Here is a 21,612-nt window from a genome sequence, read left to right as displayed (position 1 = left end):
GATAATGACTTGCTTGGGCCCGCGTAATTAGCATGTTTTTAGAATTACATCATAGTAACGATTTTGGGCATATCTTCTAATATCTGTGAACCTTCACTCACAGGTATTGAACCAGGTTCCATTTTAGGTTTGAAACGGCCAACAACCTCGCCACGGGGATTGATAACGGTGATTGAAGCACTATGGTCGACTAAATAATTGGGATCGTCGGTGTTATCACTCATAGCGTACATCATGCCCATCGCTCTAACCAATGGAAATAATTGTTTATGCTCGCCAGATGTGGCCCAAAAATCAGGATTAAAGAAGTTAACGTATTCTTGTAAACGCTCAGCGCTATCACGTTTTGGATCAACTGATAAAAACCAAATTTTGACCGGATTTTCAGTTTTGATCGCCTGTAATTGCGGATAAATCCCTTTCAGTTCTGCCAGTGTAGTCGGGCAAATATCGGGGCAAAAAGTGTATCCAACAAACGCCAAGGTCCAATACCCCTTGAGTTGTTGATTATTAAATACCTCACCATTTTGGTCGTAAAGTTCAAACTCTGGCAGCGCTCGCTCCACCGGATATTTTTGAAGATACTTCACTTCTTCCACTTCCGGTGGCGCAATAACCACCGAAAAGTACAGGCCAGCAGCCAAAGCTACTACCGCGACTATGCCAATTAATAGGTTTTGTTTCATAGTGTGAATTTTAAATAATGGTCAACCAGTAATACTACAAAGAGTACCATTAAGTGAACAATTGAAAAACCAAAGGTTTTCATCGCAGTGTTTTCATTACAGGCATATTTCAATTTCCACGCATAGTACATGAAACCAACATTCAACAGGCCTGAACCTAATAAGTAGATGACCCCAGACATACCCGTTAGATACGGAAGTAAACAAACAATGGTTAATAAAAGGGTATACAGTAAAACCGAGGTTTTAGTGAACTCAACACCATGGGTAACCGGTAACATTGGAATTTCAGCCTTCGCATAATCTTTCACTCTATGTATAGCTAACGCCCAAAAGTGCGGTGGCGTCCAAGTGAAAACAATAAGCACCAGTAGCAGCGCGTGAGAATGAATTTCGCCGGTTACAGCCGTCCACCCTAATAATGGTGGAGCAGCTCCAGCCAATCCTCCAATCACAATATTTTGAGGGGTAGCACGTTTAAGATACATAGTATAAATAACCGCATATCCCACCAAACTAGCTAAGGTCAACACAGCGGTTAATCGGTTAACCCAAAGCTCAAGACAGACAAATCCGGCTACACCGAGAACAATTGCAAATATAGTTGCACGCAGCGGACTAATTTTTCCTTTCGTTACGGGGCGATTAAAGGTTCTCGCCATCTTGCCGTCTATCTTGCGGTCGACAACATGATTGATCACTGCAGCAGATGACGACAGCAAGCCTATGCCTCCTAGACCAGCAATTAGCACTTGCCAATTCACCCATGTTTCAGTTGCTAAACACATACCAACCAGTGCGGTGAGTAATAACAACATCACCACTTTGGGCTTAGTCAACTCGTAATAATCACGCCAACTAGCTAATTGTGAAGATGATTTTGAATAATTTGCCTGAAGTGTTTTACTCACTTTGGTCTCCTAAGTCTTTCTGTACAGGGTGTAGCAAAGTTTCACCATAACTAACAGCAAACATGCCGCGACTGCATTGTGCAAAACAGCGACAAATAATGGCAGGCTAAATACCACGTTACTCACCCCAAGTATTACTTGTAACCCTAAAATCAATACCATGCTGACTGACAATTTCTTGATCAACTGTGAAGCTGCCGAGCTATATAAACGGATTGCCAACCAACATAAATAAATAAAAGTAACTATCGCACCGAACCTATGGGTCACATGCATAGTCATTCTTTCTGCCCAGTCGTGTACTCCGAACTCATAGTTATCTGCATGAGGAATGCTATACGCTCCGGCAAAATCGATACGGCTCACCCAGTCACTTTCGCAAAAGGGTAGCTCTGTACATGCGAGGGCAGCATAATTGGCGGAAGTCCATCCACCTAAGGCGATTTGAGCAACTAAGATCACAATCCCCAATGCGCAGAATTTAGCAAATCGTTTCATGTCCGAATCGCCACCTGGTATCCGATAAGGCGTAACGCGCAGATACAATAAATACAGGCAGGACAACACCGCAAAACCACCGAGCAAATGGCCCATAACAACTAAAGGCATCAAGTTGAGTGTGACAGTCCACATCCCTAAGGCAGCTTGAAAACAAACTAAACACAGCAAAAAGAAGGGTAATTTTACCGGACTGTGAAACGACCGTTTTACCAAACTAATTAGAAATATAAGCAGTATAAATAGACCCAAGGTACCAGCGGCATAGCGGTGAATCATTTCGTTCCACGCTTTATGGGCTTCAAATGTTCGTTCAGGAAAAGCATCCTGTGCAGCGCTAATATGAGACTCGGTAGCAGGTACGCTTAAATGTCCGTAGCAGCCAGGCCAATCTGGACATCCCAATCCGGCATCAGTTAAACGGGTATAAGCCCCTAACACAATAACCACAATTGCTAGCACCACTGAAGCCAGCACTAATTTTCTCATTGCTATCATTCCTTAACCAATGCGAGACAGCTTTAACAACTTGCGTAAATCGGCCAAAATATCGCGACTTTGTTGAATAGCATCTTCTTGTTGTAATTTTATTGGATACTTTAAAATGACATTTCCTAATGTATCAGCAATGAAAATACCATCTGTCGATGCATCTTTAAACACATTATTTACATTTTGCTCATCTGTACTTAACACTTTAATGTTCGGATGACGCTGCATATCAGTTAATTCAATTTTTTCACTTGTCTGATGGGCCAAAACCAAGGGCTCCACCCGGTCAGATTCCTTACCTAAAGCAACCCATATCTGGTTTAGGCTATAAAGGGCATTTTCACATCCCTGGGCGCATTCTTGCGGCATAACAAATAACAGTCGCCACAGTGGTTCTCTATCGCTAACAACAGAGCTCAAATCAAGGGGCGGCGTGAGCAGCTCACCCTTATTTGTGGAACCTTTGTTGAACCAATCGAAAGTTAACGCTAAGTAAGCTAAAACCACAGGAAGAACAAACACAATAAACATAATTAATGGCGTTTTAGACTTCTTTTTAACGGCTGCTTCAGACATCTTTTGTGACCTTCCTTTTTCGTAATGCAACAATATAAATAACTGCGCAAGCTATAGCTAAACCAAACCACTGCATTGCATAGGCATAATGTTTTTCGGGCGCCATTACCACAGCAACCCAATTTCGGGTAAATCCAATGGGAAACTCAGGATCTAACTGCAAAACCACGGGTAAAACCTGTGTTCCGGTAAATTTTGCGATCAAGGTTAAATCAATACTTTGCAACAACATTGGCCATTTATCATCCATTTGTGCGGTTTCTGTGACCATTGGGTTCACTGTAGGCACAGAGCTAGTACCATAAAATACTTGTTCATAGGCAGGTAAATCAAAGCGTGGCAATTGATCGCGATATTGACCAGCTTTAACCCAGCCCAAATTAACCATTACATCGCCAAACTCGGTTCTGACAGGTATTAAAACTTGGTAGCCAACCTGTCCATTCTCGATTCGATTATCAAGCAAAAAAACCTTGTTGACTAACATTTTACCTTTAAATTGAAGGGGTAAATCTCGCTTATCTTGACGCGCTAAAAGATCTTCAATATTTAATGGATTAGAGGTTTTACGTTGCTCAATTTGTTGTATACGTGCCTCTTTATAGTGAGCTCGTTGTAGTTGCCATACTCCCAGAGAGCATAAGATTATAACTGCCAACAGAATGAAAAATGTGGCAAAGTAAGGATGCTTGGGATTATCCGGTCTATTGGCCATAACTTTGAGGAGTGATCGATTTTGATAGTAAAATTATTAGTCGGCGGTTTATTACTGTTTATGCTCTACAATCTTTTTCGCGCGATGATAATAATGTTAAAAAACGACCCTAACCAGCCTCCTATGAGTAAATTTATTGGCCGCAGGGTGATGACCTCTGCAATTATAGTGATTTTGTTATTATTGGCTGTGGCAACTGGATTGATAACACCGAATCCGCGCCCCTATTAAGGGACGCAGAACCGTGAGCGTAAATCTACAGAATGTATACAAAGAAAAATAACATAACCCAGACTACATCAACGAAGTGCCAATACCAACTGCCGGCTTGGAATGCAAAATGATTCTCTGGCGTAAAGTGACCTTTTAATACCCTTAAAAACAAGACAATTAAAATGATCGTACCCAAAGTAACGTGCATTCCATGGAAGCCAGTTAATAAGAAGAATGTATTGCCGTAAACGCCTGATTGCAGTGTCAGGTTCATTTCACGATATGCGTGCACATATTCTTCAACCTGCAGGGTTAAGAAGAAACAACCCAGTAAGATAGTCCCTCCTAAAAACGCAATTAGCTTGCCGCGCTGTTCCTTCTCTAGCGCCACATGAGCAAAGTGACAGGTGACTGAGGAAATCAACAAAATAATAGTGTTGTACAGAGGTAAGCCCATCCAGCCCATCGCGGTTGTCTCAACGCCACCAGGGGTTTTAGTCAACGGCCAAACTGCTTCAAAATTAGGCCAAAGAACCTCGGCAGTCATGGCATTGTTGCCAGCCCCATCAAGCCAAGGCATAGCGATTACGCGAGCATAAAATAGTGCGCCAAAAAAAGCCGCAAAGAACATGACTTCAGAAAAAATAAACCACGCCATACCTTGTCGATAAGAGCGTCCCAACTGAGCACTGTACATTCCTGACATAGATTCGTGAATCTGGTTTCTGAACCATCCCACTAACATGACCAGCAAAGTTACAATTCCGGCAGCCAGAATCCAGCCACCATAACCACTTTCACCTTTGGTTTGTTCAACCACAAAATTTCCTGCGCCAAAGGCAATCAGAAATAATGCTACCGCGCCGACAATCGGCCAAGGGCTTTGGTCTGGAACATAATATTTTTCGTACACTTGTTGTTGCTGTTGTTGTGCCATTTTGATTCCTTTTATCCTTGATTCATTGCAACGCCTTCGGCACTTGCCGTTACGTCATACAAGGTATACTGAAGGGTAAAAAACTTAATATCTTTTGGAAGCTGCGGATCAACATAAAACTTCATCGGCATTATTGCTTCTTCGCCAGCACCAAGAGGCTGATTATTAAAGCAAAAACACTCGGTTTTATTCATATACAGAGCGGCAGTGCCCGGTGAAACAGAGGGAACAGCTTGTGCCACATAGTCTTTGTTGGTGGTATTTTTAACGTAAAAATCCACCTGATTCATTTCACCTGGATATACTTCCACTTTACGAGTTTGAGCCCTGAATTCCCAAGGCATTCCAGTATTGGTTCGGGTAATAAACTCAATGCTAATCGTGCGAGAACGATCTATCTCGATTGATTCGTATACAGCAGCTGTATCACTGGTTTTACCGTTAATTCCCGTCACCTGACAAAAAACCTCATAAAGAGGGACTAATGCAAATGCGAAACCAAACATACCAATCACAACAACAACCAGCTTTAAAGCCAGTTTGCCGTTGTTAGATTGGTTGTCGTTTGAACGCTCAGTCATGTCAAATCACGCTTACTTAATAACAGGAGGCGTATCAAATGTATGATAAGGAGCTGGAGACGGGATTTCCCATTCCAAACCCTCTGCACCTTCCCACACCTGGTCAGATACAGGCTCACCTTGTTTGCGACATGCTTTAATAAGAAGTGCTAGGAATATCAGTTGCGATAAACCGAATGCAAAACCACCTAAGCTTATCCACTTATTGAAGTCAGCAAACTGCAGTGCATAATCCGGAATACGACGAGGCATGCCAGCTAAACCAACAAAGTGCATGGGGAAAAACAGAACATTAACGGAAATCAATGAACACCAGAAATGCCATTTAGCCAATGTGATATCGAACATCTTCCCAGTCCATTTAGGCAGCCAATAGTAAACCGCTGCCATAATCGAAAATATTGCGCCTGTTACTAATACATAATGGAAGTGAGCGACGACAAAATAGGTATCGTGATATTGGAAATCCACAGGCGTTATCGCCAACATCAAGCCCGAAAGACCACCAATGGTAAATAACACAATAAAGGCTAAGGCAAACAACATTGGCACCTCAAATGACAAGGAACCCCGCCACATAGTGGCTACCCAGTTGAAGACCTTCACCCCTGTGGGCACCGATATCAGCATAGTGGCGAACATAAAGAACAGCTCGGCCCCCACTGGCATCCCCGTGGTAAACATGTGGTGCGCCCAAACGATAAAAGACAACAACGCAATTGACGTAGTTGCATATACCATAGACGCGTAACCAAACAGTTTTTTACGGGAGAAGGTCGGCACAATTGCGGAAATAATACCGAATGCCGGAAGAATCATAATATAAACTTCAGGGTGTCCGAAGAACCAAAATATGTGTTGGAACATAACCGGATCACCGCCACCAGCAGCATTAAAGAAACTAGTGCCGAAGAACTTATCGGTTAGTACCATGGTCACCGCACCCGCTAAAACAGGCATAACGGCGATCAGCAAGAATGCAGTAATTAACCATGTCCACACGAACAACGGCATCTTCATCCAAGTCATGCCAGGGGCTCGCATGTTGAAGATAGTTACAATGACGTTAATCGCTCCCATGATGGATGAAATCCCCATAATATGGACCGAGAAAACGAATAACGCTGTGGTGTCATTACTGTATGTTGTAGACAAGGGCGCATAGAAAGTCCAACCAAATGCTGGACCGCCACCTTCCATAAACAACGAAGCTAACAAAATGGTAAATGCCATTGGCAAAATCCAGAAGCTCCAGTTATTCATTCTTGGTAGAGCCATATCCGGCGCACCAATCATCATCGGAACCAGCCAGTTGGCTAATCCGGTAAATGCAGGCATAACAGCCCCAAATACCATGATAAGTCCATGGACTGTCGTCATCTGATTAAAGAAATTCGGTTCAACTATTTGTAATCCAGGCTGAAATAATTCAGCACGAATTACCATAGCCATGGCACCACCAGTTAAAAACATGATGAATGCAAACCACAGATACAGCGTACCTATGTCTTTATGGTTCGTAGTAAATAACCAACGTTTTATGCCGCTGGGAGCATGATGGTGATGGTCATCGTGATCTAGTTCTGTCGTCGCTGTGCTCATAACCGCTCCTCCTATTGACCTGTAATTACGGCGTTAACATCTTTAGCTTGGACCATGTCACCGGTATTGTTACCCCAAGCATTACGTTCATAAGTGATAACTGCTGCCAGCTCACTCATAGTTAATTGTTTTGCAAAAGCTTGCATGGCAGTACCCGTCTTACCGTTTACAACGATTTCAATGTGCGCAGGCATATCAGCCACAACCATTTGGCTTCCAGCCAATGCGGGGAAAACCCCGGGCAAACCTTGACCATTTGGCTGGTGACAAGCTGCACAAGCGCGCATATATACTTGCTCACCAGTGCTCATTAGCTCTTCCATGCTCATATTCATGGCCAACAATCTTTGCTCTTCTTCTTTCGCTTTGCGCTGTATTTCTTCTTGAGTGTTTATCCATTCTTCATATTCAGCGGGTTCTTTGGCGACCACAACTATTGGCATGAATCCATGATCTTTCCCGCAAAGCTCTGCACATTGACCACGGTATACACCAGGTTCAATCACATTTGCCCAGGCTTCATTGATAAAACCGGGATTAGCATCTTTTTTAACGGCAAAGTCAGGAACCCACCAAGAATGAATCACATCATCCGAGGTAACCAAGAAACGCACCTTTTTGCCTGTTGGAATAACCAAAGGACGATCAACTTCTAAGAGGTAGTTATGGCCTTTTTCAAACTTGTTGTTTATCTGTTCTTGCTGAGTTGCCATCACAGAATAATATTCAACGTCGTTTTCCATGTACTTGTAATGCCATTTCCATTGAGACCCAGTAACAAGAACAGTTACTTCTGAGTTTTCGGGATCTTCCATTGCAATCAAGGTTTTAGCCGCTGGGAATGCCATTACGACAAGAATGATAAAAGGAATTATTGTCCAAGCGATTTCAACTTTTACACTCTCATGAAAGTTAGCAGGTTTAGCACCGCGAGATTTACGGTGGAAAATCATGCTCCAAAACATGACACCAAACACTAATACTGCAATGACTACACATATGAAAAACATGAGCATGTGCAGATCATAAACTTGTCCACTGATTTCAGTCGCGCCTTTGCGCAAATTCAATTGATACTGATCAGCAGTCGAAGTCGAATCTGCAGATACTGTAAATGCAATTAGACTGGTCAGTATTACCAATATGCCGGACCATATCTTTTTCACTCAACACCTCCTGTTGATTTAAGCCGTTCCCAAAGGAGCAAAGCAGAGTAAACAACCGCAAAAAACTCAGCTATGGTAAATGACTTGGGATCTAAATGTTATGAAGCTGTAAAAACTAGTATAAGAATTACTCAACTAAAGTCTAACGTCTAGTGTTTTTTGTTAAAATTATAAACAACCGGTTGATTTTCAATCAAAATAGGCAAAAAAGTTATTTTTTATATCAATTGCAAATAGCTTTGGTTACTAAAGATATTAAAATCGGTAATTTTCCATCCGCAAAAAACAAAAATGCTCGCTCGGAGAATAACTAGACATTCTGAAATGGATTTTTTAGGATATTTTTTGAACAGAAAATGTATTCACTGGCAGAATACAAAATAGAGAAATCGTGGTTCGCAGTTTTAGAAAACTAACATTCAAAATAATAAAAAAGGTGACCAAATAGGTCACCTTTTTTAAAGAACTTTGCAATCAACCGCGTAATTACATCCAATCAGCGTTGCGAATAACGCCCACAGCAATACCTTCAATATTAAAAGGTTGCGACGCTAGATCCACTTTAATAGGGTTAAATTCATCGTTTTCAGCATGCAGAATCACTTCTCTACCACGCTTTTCAAGACGTTTAACAGTAACGTCTTCATCGACTCTTGCCACAACTACCTGACCATTGTGAACATCGGTTGTACGATGAACTGCCAGCAGGTCACCATCCAAAATGCCGATATCCTTCATACTCATACCGCTTACTCTAAGCAAAAAATCGGCACTGGGTTTAAATAGATCAGGATCGACTTTGTAATGACATTCAACATGCTCTTCCGCCAGTATAGGTTCACCCGCAGCAACACGGCCAATCAAAGGTAAGCCAACTTCTTCCAAATCATCTTCTAGGGGAACATTAAGTTTAATCCCTCTAGATGTGCCAGGTAGAATTTCAATGACCCCCTTACGCGCCAGAGCTTTTAAGTGCTCTTCTGCCGCATTAGCTGATTTAAAACCTAATTGTCGCGCAATTTCAGCACGGGTAGGTGGCATACCTGTAGCCAACATAGTGGCTTTAATTAATTCGAGAATTTCGCTTTGTCGTGGAGTTAGTGGACGCATAAACAGCCTGTTTTTCTATACAGTTTAACTGTTAGTATATACAGTTACGAAGATAAAACAAACTTTGTTTGTTGATTGATGTTTTAATCTAAGAATAAATTAAATTGATACAAAAAAAGAGGCTACTTAAAAGTAACCTCTTATATTCTAACAAATATATCGAATTAATTATGTTCTACGTGAAGCCATTCTCAAACCGAATAGTCCTAAAGCCAACACACCTAATGTTGAAGGTTCAGGAACAGGTACACCTGGGTTCTGACATTCAGGCAAAGTTGGGTCTTGACCACAACCAGGAGGAAGTGACTCACCCGCTAATAAAAACGAACGAATATTTTCCAAAGCAAGCGCTTCTTCTGTAGAAATTCCAGTTAGCCAGTCAATATCACTGATCGTTACGATACGACCTGCATTGTTTACTAAATCAGACGTGGCATAAGCAACACCAATGTTAAAACCGTCTGCAGCTACTTGGGCTGCAAACACTTTAGAAGGATCTGATACAAATAATTGTCCAGGTGCGTCGATATCAAATGTCGTATTACGAATATCGTTAGGTCCAACCAGAATAGTCGTATCAGGTGTTAGGAAAGTACCTGTTTCGCTTGAAGTAGAATCACCTGCACCGCCAAACTGCATCGCAACATCACCAGTAAGCGTTGAGAAAATATTTTGTACCCAATCATTATGAGTTTCACAGCAAGGTCGTTCAGTTTGACCGTAGAAACCACCACCGCCGTTAACGAAGTCGATAACATTTTGACCGATGGCTGCCCCTGGATCAGATAAAAATCCGCCATCCCATACAATATCATAGGCTGACATATCCGTTGGCGCAACACCCCAACTATTAATCACTGTTAGATTATCGCCAAAAGTAGTTTGGAATAAGTCTGTCCAACCACCGCCGGATAAACGACCTCCCTCATCGACTACTAGAATCTCTGCTGCGTTAGAAATAGTAGAAGAAAATGCGAGCGCTCCTGTTAAAAGCAAAGAACTTACACTTTTTATCATTTTTTTATTCATTGACCCTTTCTCCATTATTAGGAACTCAATTTTTGAATCTTTTTATAGATACATCCTGCAACTGTGCAAAAAGTAAGCATACTTTATGCCTAAATGTAAACTCAATACTTTTCAGCAAGTTAGATTGAATGAATTTAAATCACTACTTTGATGTGTAAAACTAACTGACAAAATATTAAGCCAAACCTCATATTGGATATTTTTATTACCGGAAGTATTTTCTGACAATTGCGAAGTTAATAGAAATTGATTTGAAATATGATAATGCTACTAAACAAGATGACTTTAGATGCGCTAACAATATAAAATAGCAGTACGACTCAAGAGTCGTTAGTCTGCGTGTTTTGGTGTGCAAACATGAACAGAATTCCGTTCTTCATGCTATGCTTTTAACGATTTCGAAACCTCAAGGTGTTATATAATATGGATTGGCTGCATAATTTGCTGCTTTCGATTTTTGCTTTTCCCGTAAAATGGCTGGTCAAAGTCAATAGTATTCCAACAGACATTGAAAGTGAGCTGGGTATAGATAAAAGTAAACCTATAGTTTATTTGCTCAGAACTCACTCTATTACTGACCAACTTGCGCTTAAAATGTCGACTAAGAAAGTGGACTTACCCAGCCCTACCAAGAAAATTCTCATAGGTGGAGAAGAACACAGCGCCAGTGTATTTCTTGAGCAACCTCAATCTGTTATTGGTAGGAAGATCAAAGGAACCAAAATAGCAGCAGATTTAACCCATTTATTTCAACTTCACAAAGACAACGCAGATCTCGATTTACAAATTGTGCCGGTTACTGTTTTTTGGGGTCGCGCGCCAGGCAGAAAATCCAACGGATTAGCAGATCTGTTAGCCGACAAGGCTTCACCGAGTTGGTTACGCAAATTTTTTATCGTGTTATTTTTAGGTCGCGATAATTTTGTGTCTTATAGTAAAGCTGTATCGTCTAAAGACATGACCAAATTACCTGGTACAGAGTCTGAAATCGCGCACAAATTAATTCGCCTAGCAGGCACCCACTTTCACCGCAAAAGACAAGCATTTAACGGCCCAATGCTGTTAGAAAAACAAGAGTTATACAATTCGATTCTTGGTTCTGTGTCTGTTATCAATGCAATCAACGAAGAATCCAGACAAAAGAAAATTCCTTTGTCTAAAGCCAAAGCAAACGCTAAATCTTATATAAACGAAATTGCTGCAGATTATCGTGAAGGTTTGATCCGCTTTGGAGACAGGGTGTTAACCCGTATTTGGAACAAAATATACGATGGGATCGAAGTTGGCCACGCCGACAAAGTGAGAAAATTGGCACAAAATGGCCATGAAATTATTTACGTTCCCTGCCACCGCAGCCACATGGATTATCTGCTGTTAACCTACGCAATTTACCATCAAGGGTTAGTGACACCGCATATCGCTGCAGGTATTAATCTAAACTTTTGGCCTGTGGGCGGGATTTTCCGAAAGGGTGGGGCTTTCTTTCTACGCCGCAGTTTTGCCGGTAATAAACTCTATACTAGCGTGTTCCGTGAATATCTAGAGCTATTATTCAACAAAGGGTATTCAGTTAAATATTATGCCGAAGGCGGACGCAGCCGCACAGGAAGGTTGTTACCACCGAAAACGGGTATGTTGGCCATGACGTTACAAGCGATGATCAAAGGAGTGAATCGTCCAGTGAGTATAGTTCCGGTTTACATTGGATATGAACACGTCATGGAAGTAGGCAGTTATCTAAGTGAGCTAAAGGGCAATACCAAGAAAAAAGAATCTGTTTTTGGACTGTTTTCAGTGGTTAGAAAGTTAAAGAATTACGGCCACGGATTTCTTAATTTTGGCGAACCCATACAGCTCAATAACTTCCTTGATGAACAAGTACCTAACTGGCGTGACGCCCAAAATAGTGAAGTAGATAAAAAACCCAGTTGGCTTACTCCCACTGTCAATATTCTTGCTAACCAAGTGATGGTACGAATCAACCAAACGGCAGCCATTAGTGGTATGTCACTGTGTGCATTGTGTTTGCTCTCTGCCAAGAAAAACGCGATGGGCCAAAAAGAGTTAGAGCAGGCAGTCGACGATTATCTTCACCTCTTAAAGTTATCGCCCTACAGTGAACTGGTTAGCTTACCAGACAAAAATGGCCATGAAATTGTAGAGCAAACCCTGAAACTAGGGAAAATGAATGTATCTGAAGATAGTTTTGGCAAGATTATTTCGTTAGAGCAGCGCAATGCCGTTACCTTAACTTACTATCGCAATAATATTTTGCACCTGTTCGCCATTCCTGGATTAATTGCCGCTATCGTTTTTGCGCACAATGGAATCGAAAAAACTAAGCTGCTTGATCTGATTATGCGTTTGTATCCAATGCTACAACGTGAATGGTTTCTTTATATGTCTCCTGAGCAAGCACAGGAATACGTGGAAGGTCTGATTGAAAGCATGTTGGAAATGGGCATGATAGTCACCGTCGGAGGTAATTTAGCGCCTGCACATCCAACAGCGCAGTCTTTTTATTCGCTGTGGTTGCTAAATCGCTGCGTTCAAGAAACCTTGCAGCGTTATGCGCTAGTGTTATCTTTGTTAGCCAAAGAAAAGAAAATGAGTCGTGCCGCATTAGAACGTCAAAGTGCTAAATTTGCAGAACGATTAGCCGCACTCCATGGTATTAGCTCACCTGAATTTTTCGATAAAAACGTGTTAGCAACCTTTGTTAATGCACTTAAGGAAAATCAACTTTTAGCAGATAGCGAAGACGGGCAATTGCAACATTCAGAAACCAGTGAAAAATTGCGTCAAGATATCATTGCTTTGATTGCGCCAGAGATCGCTCAACGTCTAGAGAAGCTCTACGCATTGCAAAACTAATATGCTAGGCAACAAATAATAAAGGCTCCTACTTAGGAGCCTTTATTTTATACCAAACGCAATTACTTACCTAAATCGGATAAAAAGAACTGATAAGCGGGATTACTTGTCTGTTCATTATATTGGTAGCCAAGTTTATCTAAATGCTGGTCAAAGTCCGCTCTGGCGCCTTCGGGTAAATCAAAGCCCGCAAGCACTAAACCTTCCGCTGCCCCATGATTACGATAATGAAACAAGGTAATATTCCATGACTCCCCAAGGGTATTCAAAAATTTCATCAACGCCCCTGGATATTCTGGAAACTCAAATGAGAAAATATGCTCATTGAGTAACGTGGGAGGACGGCCGCCTACCATGTAACGCACATGTAACTTTGCCATTTCATTTTCAGACAAATCAAAACATTGATAACCACTATCTGTAAGCAGCTTTTCTAATTGATGATACTCTTCCCGTCCAAAACGCAATTTTATCCCAACGAAGATATGTGCTTCTCCATCACTGGAATAACGGTAGTTAAACTCGGTAATAGTTCTGCCACCTAGCAACTCACAAAAACGTTTGAACTCACCTTTTTGTTCAGGGATTCTAACCGCAAAAACAGCTTCTTTTTGTTCGCCCAGTTCACATCGCTCAGACACATATCGCAAGGTATGAAAATTGATATTGGCGCCACACAATATGCCACCAATTTTTTTACCGGAAATTGAATGTTGAGAGAGATACTTTCGAATACCAGCCACAGATAACGCACCTGCTGGTTCAGCTATTACCCGAGTATCATCAAAAATGTCTTTGATTGCGGCACAAATTTCATCCGTATTGACAGTGATAACTTCATCAACAAATTGTTGGCATAATCGGAACGGTTCTGTACCTATGGTCTTCACTGCCACGCCATCAGCAAATATACCCACCGATGGCAACGCCACAGGTTCACCAGCTTGCAAAGCAGCCTGTAAACATGCAGATTCATCAGATTCTACCGCAATGATTTTCAAATCAGGTCGTAATTGCTTGAGGTAAACACTGATACCCGCAGCCAAACCTCCACCACCGACAGCAATGAATAGCATATCCAAGTCAGGTAACTGCTCAAGTAGTTCTCTACCAATGGTTCCTTGACCAACAATCACGTCTTCATCATCAAAAGGCGCAACCATAGTGTAACCATTGACTTCAGATAGGCGCAGCGCTTCGGCTTTTGCCTCATCGAAGCTGGTGCCATGCAGCACAACGTGTGCATATTCACCACCAAAACGTCTAACCGCATCCACTTTAATATCTGGTGTAGTTTCCGGCATCACTATTGTGGCTTGTATTTTTTTGATCTTGGCAGAATAAGCCACACCTTGAGCATGATTTCCTGCAGACGCAGCCACTACGCCGGCCTGCAATTGCTGCTGAGTCAAACAAGATAATTTATTGTAAGCACCGCGCAGCTTAAACGACTTCACCGGTTGTTGATCTTCACGCTTCAAGTAAATTTCATTACCTAAAGCAGTAGATAAACTGGTTAACCGATTCAGTTCGCTATTCACTGCCACATCATACACCGGTGACAGTAGAATACGCTTCAAATAATCATTAGCAGATAAACTCATTTAATCTTCCAATTTTGAAGCATCACGTACTCCGCCTTTATCGGCACTGGTGGCTAACAAGGCATATGCTTTAAGTGCCAATGAAACCTTGCGTTGACGGGTTGCCGGCTTCCATGGTTTAGCACTGTTATTCATGTTGTCACGGCGAGTTTGCAATTCAGCGTCACTGATATCTACGCCAATTTTGCGTGCAGGGATATCAATGATGATAGTGTCACCTTCTTCAACCAACCCTATACCACCGCCACTTGCTGCTTCTGGAGCACAGTGACCAATAGATAAACCTGAAGTACCACCAGAGAATCGGCCATCAGTGATTAGTGCACAAGATTTACCTAGGCCTTTAGCTTTAAGATAAGTGGTTGGGTACAACATTTCTTGCATTCCTGGACCACCTTTAGGACCTTCGTAACGAATAATCACAACGTCACCGGCAACTACCTTATCACCCAAAATAGCAGCAACCGCATCATCTTGGCTTTCAAAAATACGCGCACGACCAGTAAATTTATGAATCGACTCATCGACACCTGCGGTTTTTACAATACAACCATCTTCTGCAATATTGCCGAATAAAACCGCTAAGCCACCTTCCTCACTGAAAGCATGCTCACGATTACGAATACAGCCGTCTTCGCGATCTGTGTCGGCGGTAGGCCAACGACAATCTTGGCTAAAAGCTTTTGTTGTGCGAATACCAGCAGGGCCTGCTTTATAAAACTCGATCGCCTTTTCGTTGGCCGGATTTGTAATATCCCACTCAGCGATAACTTCACCAATAGATTTGCCCAACACATGAGGACAGTCATCATGCAATAAACCAGCGCGGTTTATTTCAGCTAAAATTCCCAATACGCCACCGGCACGGTGAACATCTTCCATATGGTATTTAGGTGTAGATGGTGCCACTTTACATAAATGTGGAACTTTACGAGATAGGCGATCGATGTCATCTAGGGTAAATGGAATCTCACCTTCTACCGCGGCTGCCAACAAATGCAAAATGGTATTGGTTGAACCGCCCATGGCGATATCCAAACTCATGGCGTTTTCAAACGCTTTAAAATTAGCAATATTGCGAGGCAAAACAGACTCGTCATCTTCTTTGTAGTAACGACGACAAAGCTCAACAATTTGTCTTCCAGCTTGTTTGAATAAACCTTCTCGGTCCGCGTGCGTTGCTAACATAGAGCCATTGCCTGGCAACGACAAACCTAAGGCTTCGGTCAAACAGTTCATCGAATTCGCCGTGAACATACCTGAACATGAGCCACAAGTAGGACAAGCTGAACGCTCCACTTCGTCACTTTCGTCATCAGTTACATTGTCATCCACACCGGCGACCATGGCGTCTACCAAGTCCAATTTGATAAGTTGATCTGAAAGCTTGGTTTTGCCGGCTTCCATCGGTCCGCCTGAGACAAAGATTACCGGTATATTTAAGCGCATCGACGCCATCAACATTCCTGGGGTGATTTTGTCACAATTAGAAATACACACTATGGCATCGGCACAATGGGCATTGACCATATACTCTACCGAATCAGCGATGATTTCTCGCGACGGCAAGCTGTATAGCATCCCGCTATGACCCATGGCGATACCGTCATCTACGGCGATAGTATTAAATTCTTTAGCAACACCACCGGCTTCTTCGATGCTACGAGCAACCAATTGGCCCATATCTTTTAAATGCACATGTCCCGGAACGAACTGAGTAAATGAGTTAGAAACGGCAATAATGGGTTTGTGAAAATCGCCATCTTTCATGCCAGTGGCACGCCACAAAGCTCTGGCTCCGGCCATATTGCGACCTTGAGTGGTTGTGGATGAACGTAACTTTGGCATGGTAAAACCCTCTAAATTGAAATCATTTCGACTAATTAAATATGTTTTTGTTTAAGCCTTTAAAAACAAAAACCCCCGCGTTTGATTGCGAGGGTTTTGGCAAAACTAAGAATACACCTACCCTCGCTGGGGCAACCCCCACGCGTCAATAATCACAATCAACACTTGCTCGATAGTTGTATAAAACATGGTATTCATATTAATAAGATCGTCACTGTTGTATAGAAATATCATGTAACCCCCCGCAGAATCAAGTTTTCAAAGGGTATATATTATTCTTTAGGCGTCGATTAATCGTTGTAAATGAAAATATTGTGATTAAACCAGCCAAGCATTTCAAAACTAGACTATAAACTGGACCTCGCTTTCTGGCACTTAGTAAAAACTTTCTCTAGTTTAATAACATAAGTTAGGCAGTACGTAGGGAAATGTAAATGTCATTAGCCGTTGTATACTCTCGGGCATCAGTGGGCATAGACGCGCCACTGGTAAGTATTGAGGTGCATCTAGCCAATGGTTTGCCAGCATTTAACTTGGTAGGATTAGCAGATGCTGCGGTACGGGAATCTAAAGAGCGGGTAAGAAGTGCGTTACTCAATTCAGGTTTTGAATTTCCTGCTAAACGAATAACAATAAACTTAGCGCCAGCCGATTTACCCAAGGACGGCGGGCGTTTCGATATCCCCATCGCGATCGGCATTATCGCTGCCAGCGGCTTGATTGCAATTGAACACTTAGAACATTTTGAGTTTGCAGGGGAGCTAGCGCTGACAGGAGACATTCGCCCTATCTCAGGCGCACTGCCGTTTAACTATGCCTGCCATAATGCTAAACGAACAGCTATTTTACCCACCGAAAATGCATCAGAAGCATGCTTAATTCAACATAGTAAAGTTTTAGCTTTTAACACCTTATCGCAACTGTATCTGCATTTATCTGGTCGCCAAACCGTGTCCTTACAACAACCACAAACCACCGCTAACACGCAGCAGTATGATTTTGATATGGCAGATATTAAGGGCCAACAGTTGGCTAAGCGCGGATTAGAAATTGCCGCAGCTGGAAGTCATAACATCCTTTTTGTAGGGCCGCCAGGCACTGGCAAAACCATGCTAGCCCAACGTTTACTGACAATTTTGCCGGAAATGTCACAACAACAAGCTTTAGAAACTGCCACCGTCTATTCCATAAGTGGTCACGAAGTTGACCCTAAAACTTGGCGATTGCGTAAATTTCGACAGCCTCACCATACGTCTTCGGCAATTGCCCTTGTAGGTGGAGGCGGCAACCCTAAGCCCGGTGAAATTAGCCTAGCCCATAATGGTGTGCTGTTCTTAGATGAGCTGCCTGAGTACGAGCGCCGCGTATTAGATGTGCTTCGCCAACCGATAGAATCTGGGTTTGTTTCCATTTCTCGCGCGTCAAAACAAGTAAAGTATCCAGCTCAATTTCAACTGGTAGCAGCGATGAATCCCAGTCCAACTGGCAGTTTACGGGATGGAAGAAGCACTTCAGAACAAGTATTGAAGTACATTAATCGAATTTCTGGTCCGTTTTTAGACCGTATTGATTTGCAAGTTGATGTACCAAAATTAGCCAACAATGAGTTGTATTCTTGCGCTCAAAACACCGCTGAGAGCAGCGCTGAAATCAAAACCCGTGTACTTCATGCCAGGCAACAGCAAATGGAACGAGCTGGCAAGTGTAATGCTCAGTTAACGAATAATGAAATGGACATTCACTGCTCACTACAACATGAAGACCGTTTATTTTTGCAATCTGCAGTGGAACAATTAGGTTTATCGATGCGCGCGTTTCACCGAGTTATTAAAGTTGCACGCACTATTGCAGATTTAGCTTTAGAGCCGCAAATTACTCGAACTCATTTAGCAGAAGCCCTTGGCTATAGGGCGCTAGACAATATCATCAACGAATTGCGCTACTGAAACTCTGGTTGATTAAAGAACTCTTCAATTAAGGTTTCCGATTGCCGTGACTTTAAACAACATAGTCCAAGTTGATAGGGTTCGATATTGTTAATTTTTATGCGATTAACACGCCGACTCGCTAAGGAATTATCAAGGACCACTTGCGGTACAATGCCCAACCCACAACCCAGCCCAACCATACTAACTATCGCTTCATTGCCACCGACAGTACCATACACTTTAGGTCGAATACCCATTTCCGAAAACCAATGATGAACAATACGCTTTGAAGGTCCTCCTTCAGGCAAAACAACTTTGTGATCACGCCAGTCCACCTGTTCAAGACTGGTGATTTGCGAATCTTTAGGGGAAATTAACAGCAGCGGAATCGTATCTATAGGCTGAAACTTGATATCTTTAGGCATGTCAGGTGCAAAAATCGCAATGGCTACATCCACTTCTTTATTGGCGACTTTTGAAACGGATAACCATGGATCCCCAGTAGTCAGCTGTACTTCGACTTGCGGATGTTTCTGTCTAAAAACATTTAAAATAGTGGGCAAATGGCTTTGGCTAGCCGTGACTGAGCAATATAGCTTGATTTCACCGGTTAACATAGGGTTGAGCATATCAAGATCGGCTTTCAAACTATGCCAATTCGATAACACCTCCTGACTAAATGCCAACATTTTCTCTCCAGCCAGAGTCATTTTTACCTTTCGGTTATCCCGTAAAAACAGTTCCGCGCCACACTCTTCTTCTAAGCGCTGGATTGCCCTGCTCAGGGTCGATGGACTGACGAATAGCGCATTAGCGGTTTTACCAAAATGTAAACTCTGAGCGAGATGCTGGAATAATTGTAAAGAGCGAAAATCCATAACGTTTCATTTTTTGCAACACTGTATTGCGAATATATCATTTTATTCAACAGAGCGTAAGCAGTAGACTCTGTTCATCACAAGTCGTCACTGACTCGATAGAAGAATTAAACACATATTTCCGTTCACTAATTATCAACGGTAATGAATATTTTTATAAGTTGAAAAGACAGTAGGTACACAATGGCAAATTACTTCAATACATTATCTCTGCGTCAGCAGTTAGACCAATTAGGTCGTTGTAGATTCATGCAAAAAAGTGAGTTTGCTTCAGGTTGCGACGCGCTTAAAGGACAAAAAATTGTCATCGTTGGATGTGGTGCTCAAGGTTTAAACCAAGGTTTGAACATGCGTGATTCTGGTTTGAACATATCTTATGCATTGCGTCAGGCTGCAATTGATGAAAAACGTGATTCATACCAACGCGCTACCAGTAATGGTTTTGAAGTGGGTACTTATCAGCAATTGATCCCAGAAGCAGATGTTGTTTACAACCTAACACCTGATAAACAGCATTCAAGTGTTGTTGAAGCTGTTATGCCACTTATGAAGGATGGCGCAACACTCGGTTACTCTCACGGATTCAACATTGTTGAAGAAGGTCAACAAATCCGCTCTGATATTACAGTGGTAATGTGTGCACCTAAATGTCCGGGTACTGAGGTACGTGAAGAATATAAGCGTGGTTTTGGTGTACCAACACTGATTGCTGTGCATCCTGAGAACGACCCTCAAAACAAAGGCTGGGATATCGCCAAAGCATTAGCTTCTGCTACAGGTGGAGATCGTGCCGGTGTTCTAGAATCATCTTTTGTTGCCGAAGTTAAATCTGACCTAATGGGTGAGCAAACAATTTTGTGTGGAATGCAGCAAACAGCTGCGATTCTTGCCTATGAAAAAATGACTGCCGACGGTATGGATCCAGCCTACGCTGGTGCACTAATTCAATTCGGATTAGAAACCATTACCGAAGCACTTAAGATTGGTGGTGTAACCAATATGATGGATCGCTTAAGCAATCCAGCTAAGTTGAAAGCATTTGAGTTATCAAATCAATTAACTGCAATGTTACGTCCACTTTTCGAGAAGCACCAAGATGACATCATCAGTGGAGAGTTCTCCAAAACGATGATGGAAGATTGGGCAAATGGAGACGCAAATCTTCTTAAATGGCGCGAAGAAACGGGCCAGAGTGCGTTCGAGAATGCACCTGAGTACTCAGGAAAGATTGATGAGCAAACTTTCTTTGATAAAGGCATCTTTATAGTTGCCATGATCAAATCAGGCGTTGAACTAGCATTTGATGTAATGGTCGAAGCAGGAATACTACCTGAATCAGCTTATTATGAGTCGTTACATGAAACACCGCTTATCTCAAATACAATTGCTCGTAAGCGCTTGTATGAAATGAACGTAGTTATTTCCGATACAGCTGAATACGGCAACTATTTGTTCGCCAATGCTGCAGTTCCACTATTGCGTGAAAAATTGATGTCAACTATCTCATCAGAGTTAGTCGGTAAAGGTCTAAGTAACACTTCAAATAGTGTCGACAACAAAGCATTAGTTGAAGCAAACAAAGCTATTCGTTCAAGTGGAGTTGAAGCCATAGGTGAGACTTTACGTGGATATATGACAGATATGAAAGCAATTGTTGATGTTGCCTAATTCATAGTGTCATAGACAGTACCAGTTTCTGTCGTTAGGTGCTTAAAACTAAGCCCTTTTTGCCCGGTCATTTGACCGGGCTTTTTCTATTTTGAAGAGTCGATAAGCTTAGTGTGAGTAATTACCTACTACTGATTAAGAATGTATATAATTTAAAAATATGTGATTTCTTTGTTTTATACTTGATGATATTTTAATCTATTGTAATAATGTGAGAAAATTATTACCCTTAAATATTTAAGAATCGTTTTGAACAATAAAAAATCCAGTTTTTTTGGCAAAAATAGTGAAATTAG

The 21,612-nt window shown here is 42.0% G+C and carries 18 protein-coding genes; 4 read left to right on the top strand and 14 right to left on the bottom strand.

The genetic code is table 11. The annotated features are described in order from the left end of the window. Positions 1-44: 44 nt before the first annotated feature. From ABWV72_RS05755 to ABWV72_RS05735, 5 genes are read right to left on the bottom strand one after another with little or no spacing between them, the layout of a single operon-like run. Positions 45-686: an SCO family protein gene (locus ABWV72_RS05755; protein ID WP_303500274.1), complete on the bottom strand. Its 642-nt coding sequence runs from the start codon at positions 684-686 to the stop codon at positions 45-47. Then, the gene (cyoE, locus tag ABWV72_RS05750) at positions 683-1,597 is read right to left on the bottom strand and encodes a heme o synthase (RefSeq protein ID WP_216047783.1); all 915 of its coding nucleotides are present in this window, start codon (positions 1,595-1,597) and stop codon (positions 683-685) included. Before cyoE ends, ABWV72_RS05755 begins: the two co-directional genes overlap by 4 nt. A 9-nt stretch (positions 1,598-1,606) precedes the next feature. Continuing rightward, positions 1,607-2,584 carry a COX15/CtaA family protein gene (locus ABWV72_RS05745; RefSeq protein ID WP_216047782.1) on the bottom strand — a complete coding sequence of 326 codons (978 nt, stop codon included), beginning with the start codon at positions 2,582-2,584 and terminating at the stop codon, positions 1,607-1,609. Between the two features lie 12 nt (positions 2,585-2,596). Then, positions 2,597-3,163: a redox-active disulfide-containing membrane protein gene (locus ABWV72_RS05740; RefSeq protein ID WP_216047781.1), complete on the bottom strand. Its 567-nt coding sequence runs from the start codon at positions 3,161-3,163 to the stop codon at positions 2,597-2,599. Then, positions 3,156-3,878 (bottom strand): SURF1 family protein, encoded by a 723-nt coding sequence (locus tag ABWV72_RS05735; RefSeq protein ID WP_353369255.1) that lies wholly within the window; start codon positions 3,876-3,878, stop codon positions 3,156-3,158. The genes ABWV72_RS05740 and ABWV72_RS05735 overlap by 8 nt, the downstream gene beginning before the upstream one ends. 21 nt (positions 3,879-3,899) lie before the next feature. On the opposite strand from ABWV72_RS05735, the gene ABWV72_RS05730 reads away from it, so the two are divergent. Beyond that, a complete protein-coding gene (locus tag ABWV72_RS05730) occupies positions 3,900-4,109 on the top strand; it encodes a DUF2909 domain-containing protein (protein WP_216047779.1) in 210 nt (69 codons plus the stop codon). Between the two features lie 25 nt (positions 4,110-4,134). Here the strand turns inward: ABWV72_RS05730 and ABWV72_RS05725 are convergent, their stop codons facing one another. From ABWV72_RS05725 to ABWV72_RS05700, 6 genes are all read right to left on the bottom strand, one after another. Further along, positions 4,135-5,028, bottom strand: a complete 894-nt coding sequence (locus tag ABWV72_RS05725) for a cytochrome c oxidase subunit 3 (RefSeq protein ID WP_216047778.1) — start codon at positions 5,026-5,028, stop codon at positions 4,135-4,137. Positions 5,029-5,039: 11 nt separating this feature from the next. Continuing rightward, positions 5,040-5,609 (bottom strand): cytochrome c oxidase assembly protein, encoded by a 570-nt coding sequence (locus tag ABWV72_RS05720; protein WP_216047777.1) that lies wholly within the window; start codon positions 5,607-5,609, stop codon positions 5,040-5,042. A gap of 12 nt (positions 5,610-5,621) precedes the next feature. After that, the gene (gene ctaD / locus ABWV72_RS05715; protein WP_216047776.1) at positions 5,622-7,211 is read right to left on the bottom strand and encodes a cytochrome c oxidase subunit I; all 1,590 of its coding nucleotides are present in this window, start codon (positions 7,209-7,211) and stop codon (positions 5,622-5,624) included. Between the two features lie 11 nt (positions 7,212-7,222). Next, positions 7,223-8,377 carry a cytochrome c oxidase subunit II gene (coxB, locus tag ABWV72_RS05710; RefSeq protein ID WP_502902119.1) on the bottom strand — a complete coding sequence of 385 codons (1,155 nt, stop codon included), beginning with the start codon at positions 8,375-8,377 and terminating at the stop codon, positions 7,223-7,225. A gap of 486 nt (positions 8,378-8,863) precedes the next feature. Continuing rightward, positions 8,864-9,487, bottom strand: coding sequence for a transcriptional repressor LexA (gene lexA / locus ABWV72_RS05705; protein ID WP_216047774.1), 624 nt, complete (start codon positions 9,485-9,487; stop codon positions 8,864-8,866). 168 nt (positions 9,488-9,655) lie between these two features. Beyond that, complete coding sequence (locus ABWV72_RS05700; protein WP_342805880.1) at positions 9,656-10,516, bottom strand: PEP-CTERM sorting domain-containing protein; 861 nt, start codon at positions 10,514-10,516, stop codon at positions 9,656-9,658. A 423-nt stretch (positions 10,517-10,939) separates the two neighbouring features. Here ABWV72_RS05700 and plsB point away from each other — a divergent pair, with 423 nt between their 5' ends. Continuing rightward, positions 10,940-13,390: a glycerol-3-phosphate 1-O-acyltransferase PlsB gene (gene plsB, locus ABWV72_RS05695; RefSeq protein WP_216047773.1), complete on the top strand. Its 2,451-nt coding sequence runs from the start codon at positions 10,940-10,942 to the stop codon at positions 13,388-13,390. Between the two features lie 62 nt (positions 13,391-13,452). Here plsB and ilvA read toward each other — a convergent pair whose 3' ends face one another. Both ilvA and ilvD read right to left on the bottom strand, forming a co-directional pair. After that, positions 13,453-14,994 carry a threonine ammonia-lyase, biosynthetic gene (gene ilvA, locus ABWV72_RS05690; protein ID WP_216047769.1) on the bottom strand — a complete coding sequence of 514 codons (1,542 nt, stop codon included), beginning with the start codon at positions 14,992-14,994 and terminating at the stop codon, positions 13,453-13,455. Further along, positions 14,995-16,842 carry a dihydroxy-acid dehydratase gene (ilvD, locus tag ABWV72_RS05685; RefSeq protein ID WP_216047768.1) on the bottom strand — a complete coding sequence of 616 codons (1,848 nt, stop codon included), beginning with the start codon at positions 16,840-16,842 and terminating at the stop codon, positions 14,995-14,997. 434 nt (positions 16,843-17,276) lie between these two features. Between ilvD and ABWV72_RS05680 the strand changes: the two genes are divergently transcribed. After that, a complete protein-coding gene (locus tag ABWV72_RS05680; protein ID WP_342805883.1) occupies positions 17,277-18,788 on the top strand; it encodes a YifB family Mg chelatase-like AAA ATPase in 1,512 nt (503 codons plus the stop codon). Here the strand turns inward: ABWV72_RS05680 and ilvY are convergent. Further along, complete coding sequence (gene ilvY / locus ABWV72_RS05675; protein WP_216047766.1) at positions 18,782-19,648, bottom strand: HTH-type transcriptional activator IlvY; 867 nt, start codon at positions 19,646-19,648, stop codon at positions 18,782-18,784. The two genes, ABWV72_RS05680 and ilvY, sit on opposite strands and share 7 nt — an antisense overlap. A 183-nt stretch (positions 19,649-19,831) precedes the next feature. On the opposite strand from ilvY, the gene ilvC reads away from it, so the two are divergent. Further along, a complete protein-coding gene (gene ilvC / locus ABWV72_RS05670) occupies positions 19,832-21,316 on the top strand; it encodes a ketol-acid reductoisomerase (protein ID WP_216047765.1) in 1,485 nt (494 codons plus the stop codon). Positions 21,317-21,612: the final 296 nt, after the last annotated feature.

It is taken from the genome of Aliiglaciecola sp. NS0011-25 (assembly GCF_040370605.1).
Taxonomy (GTDB): Bacteria; Pseudomonadota; Gammaproteobacteria; order Enterobacterales; family Alteromonadaceae; genus Aliiglaciecola; species Aliiglaciecola lipolytica_A.
This window is presented reverse-complemented; position numbering and strand designations above follow the sequence as displayed.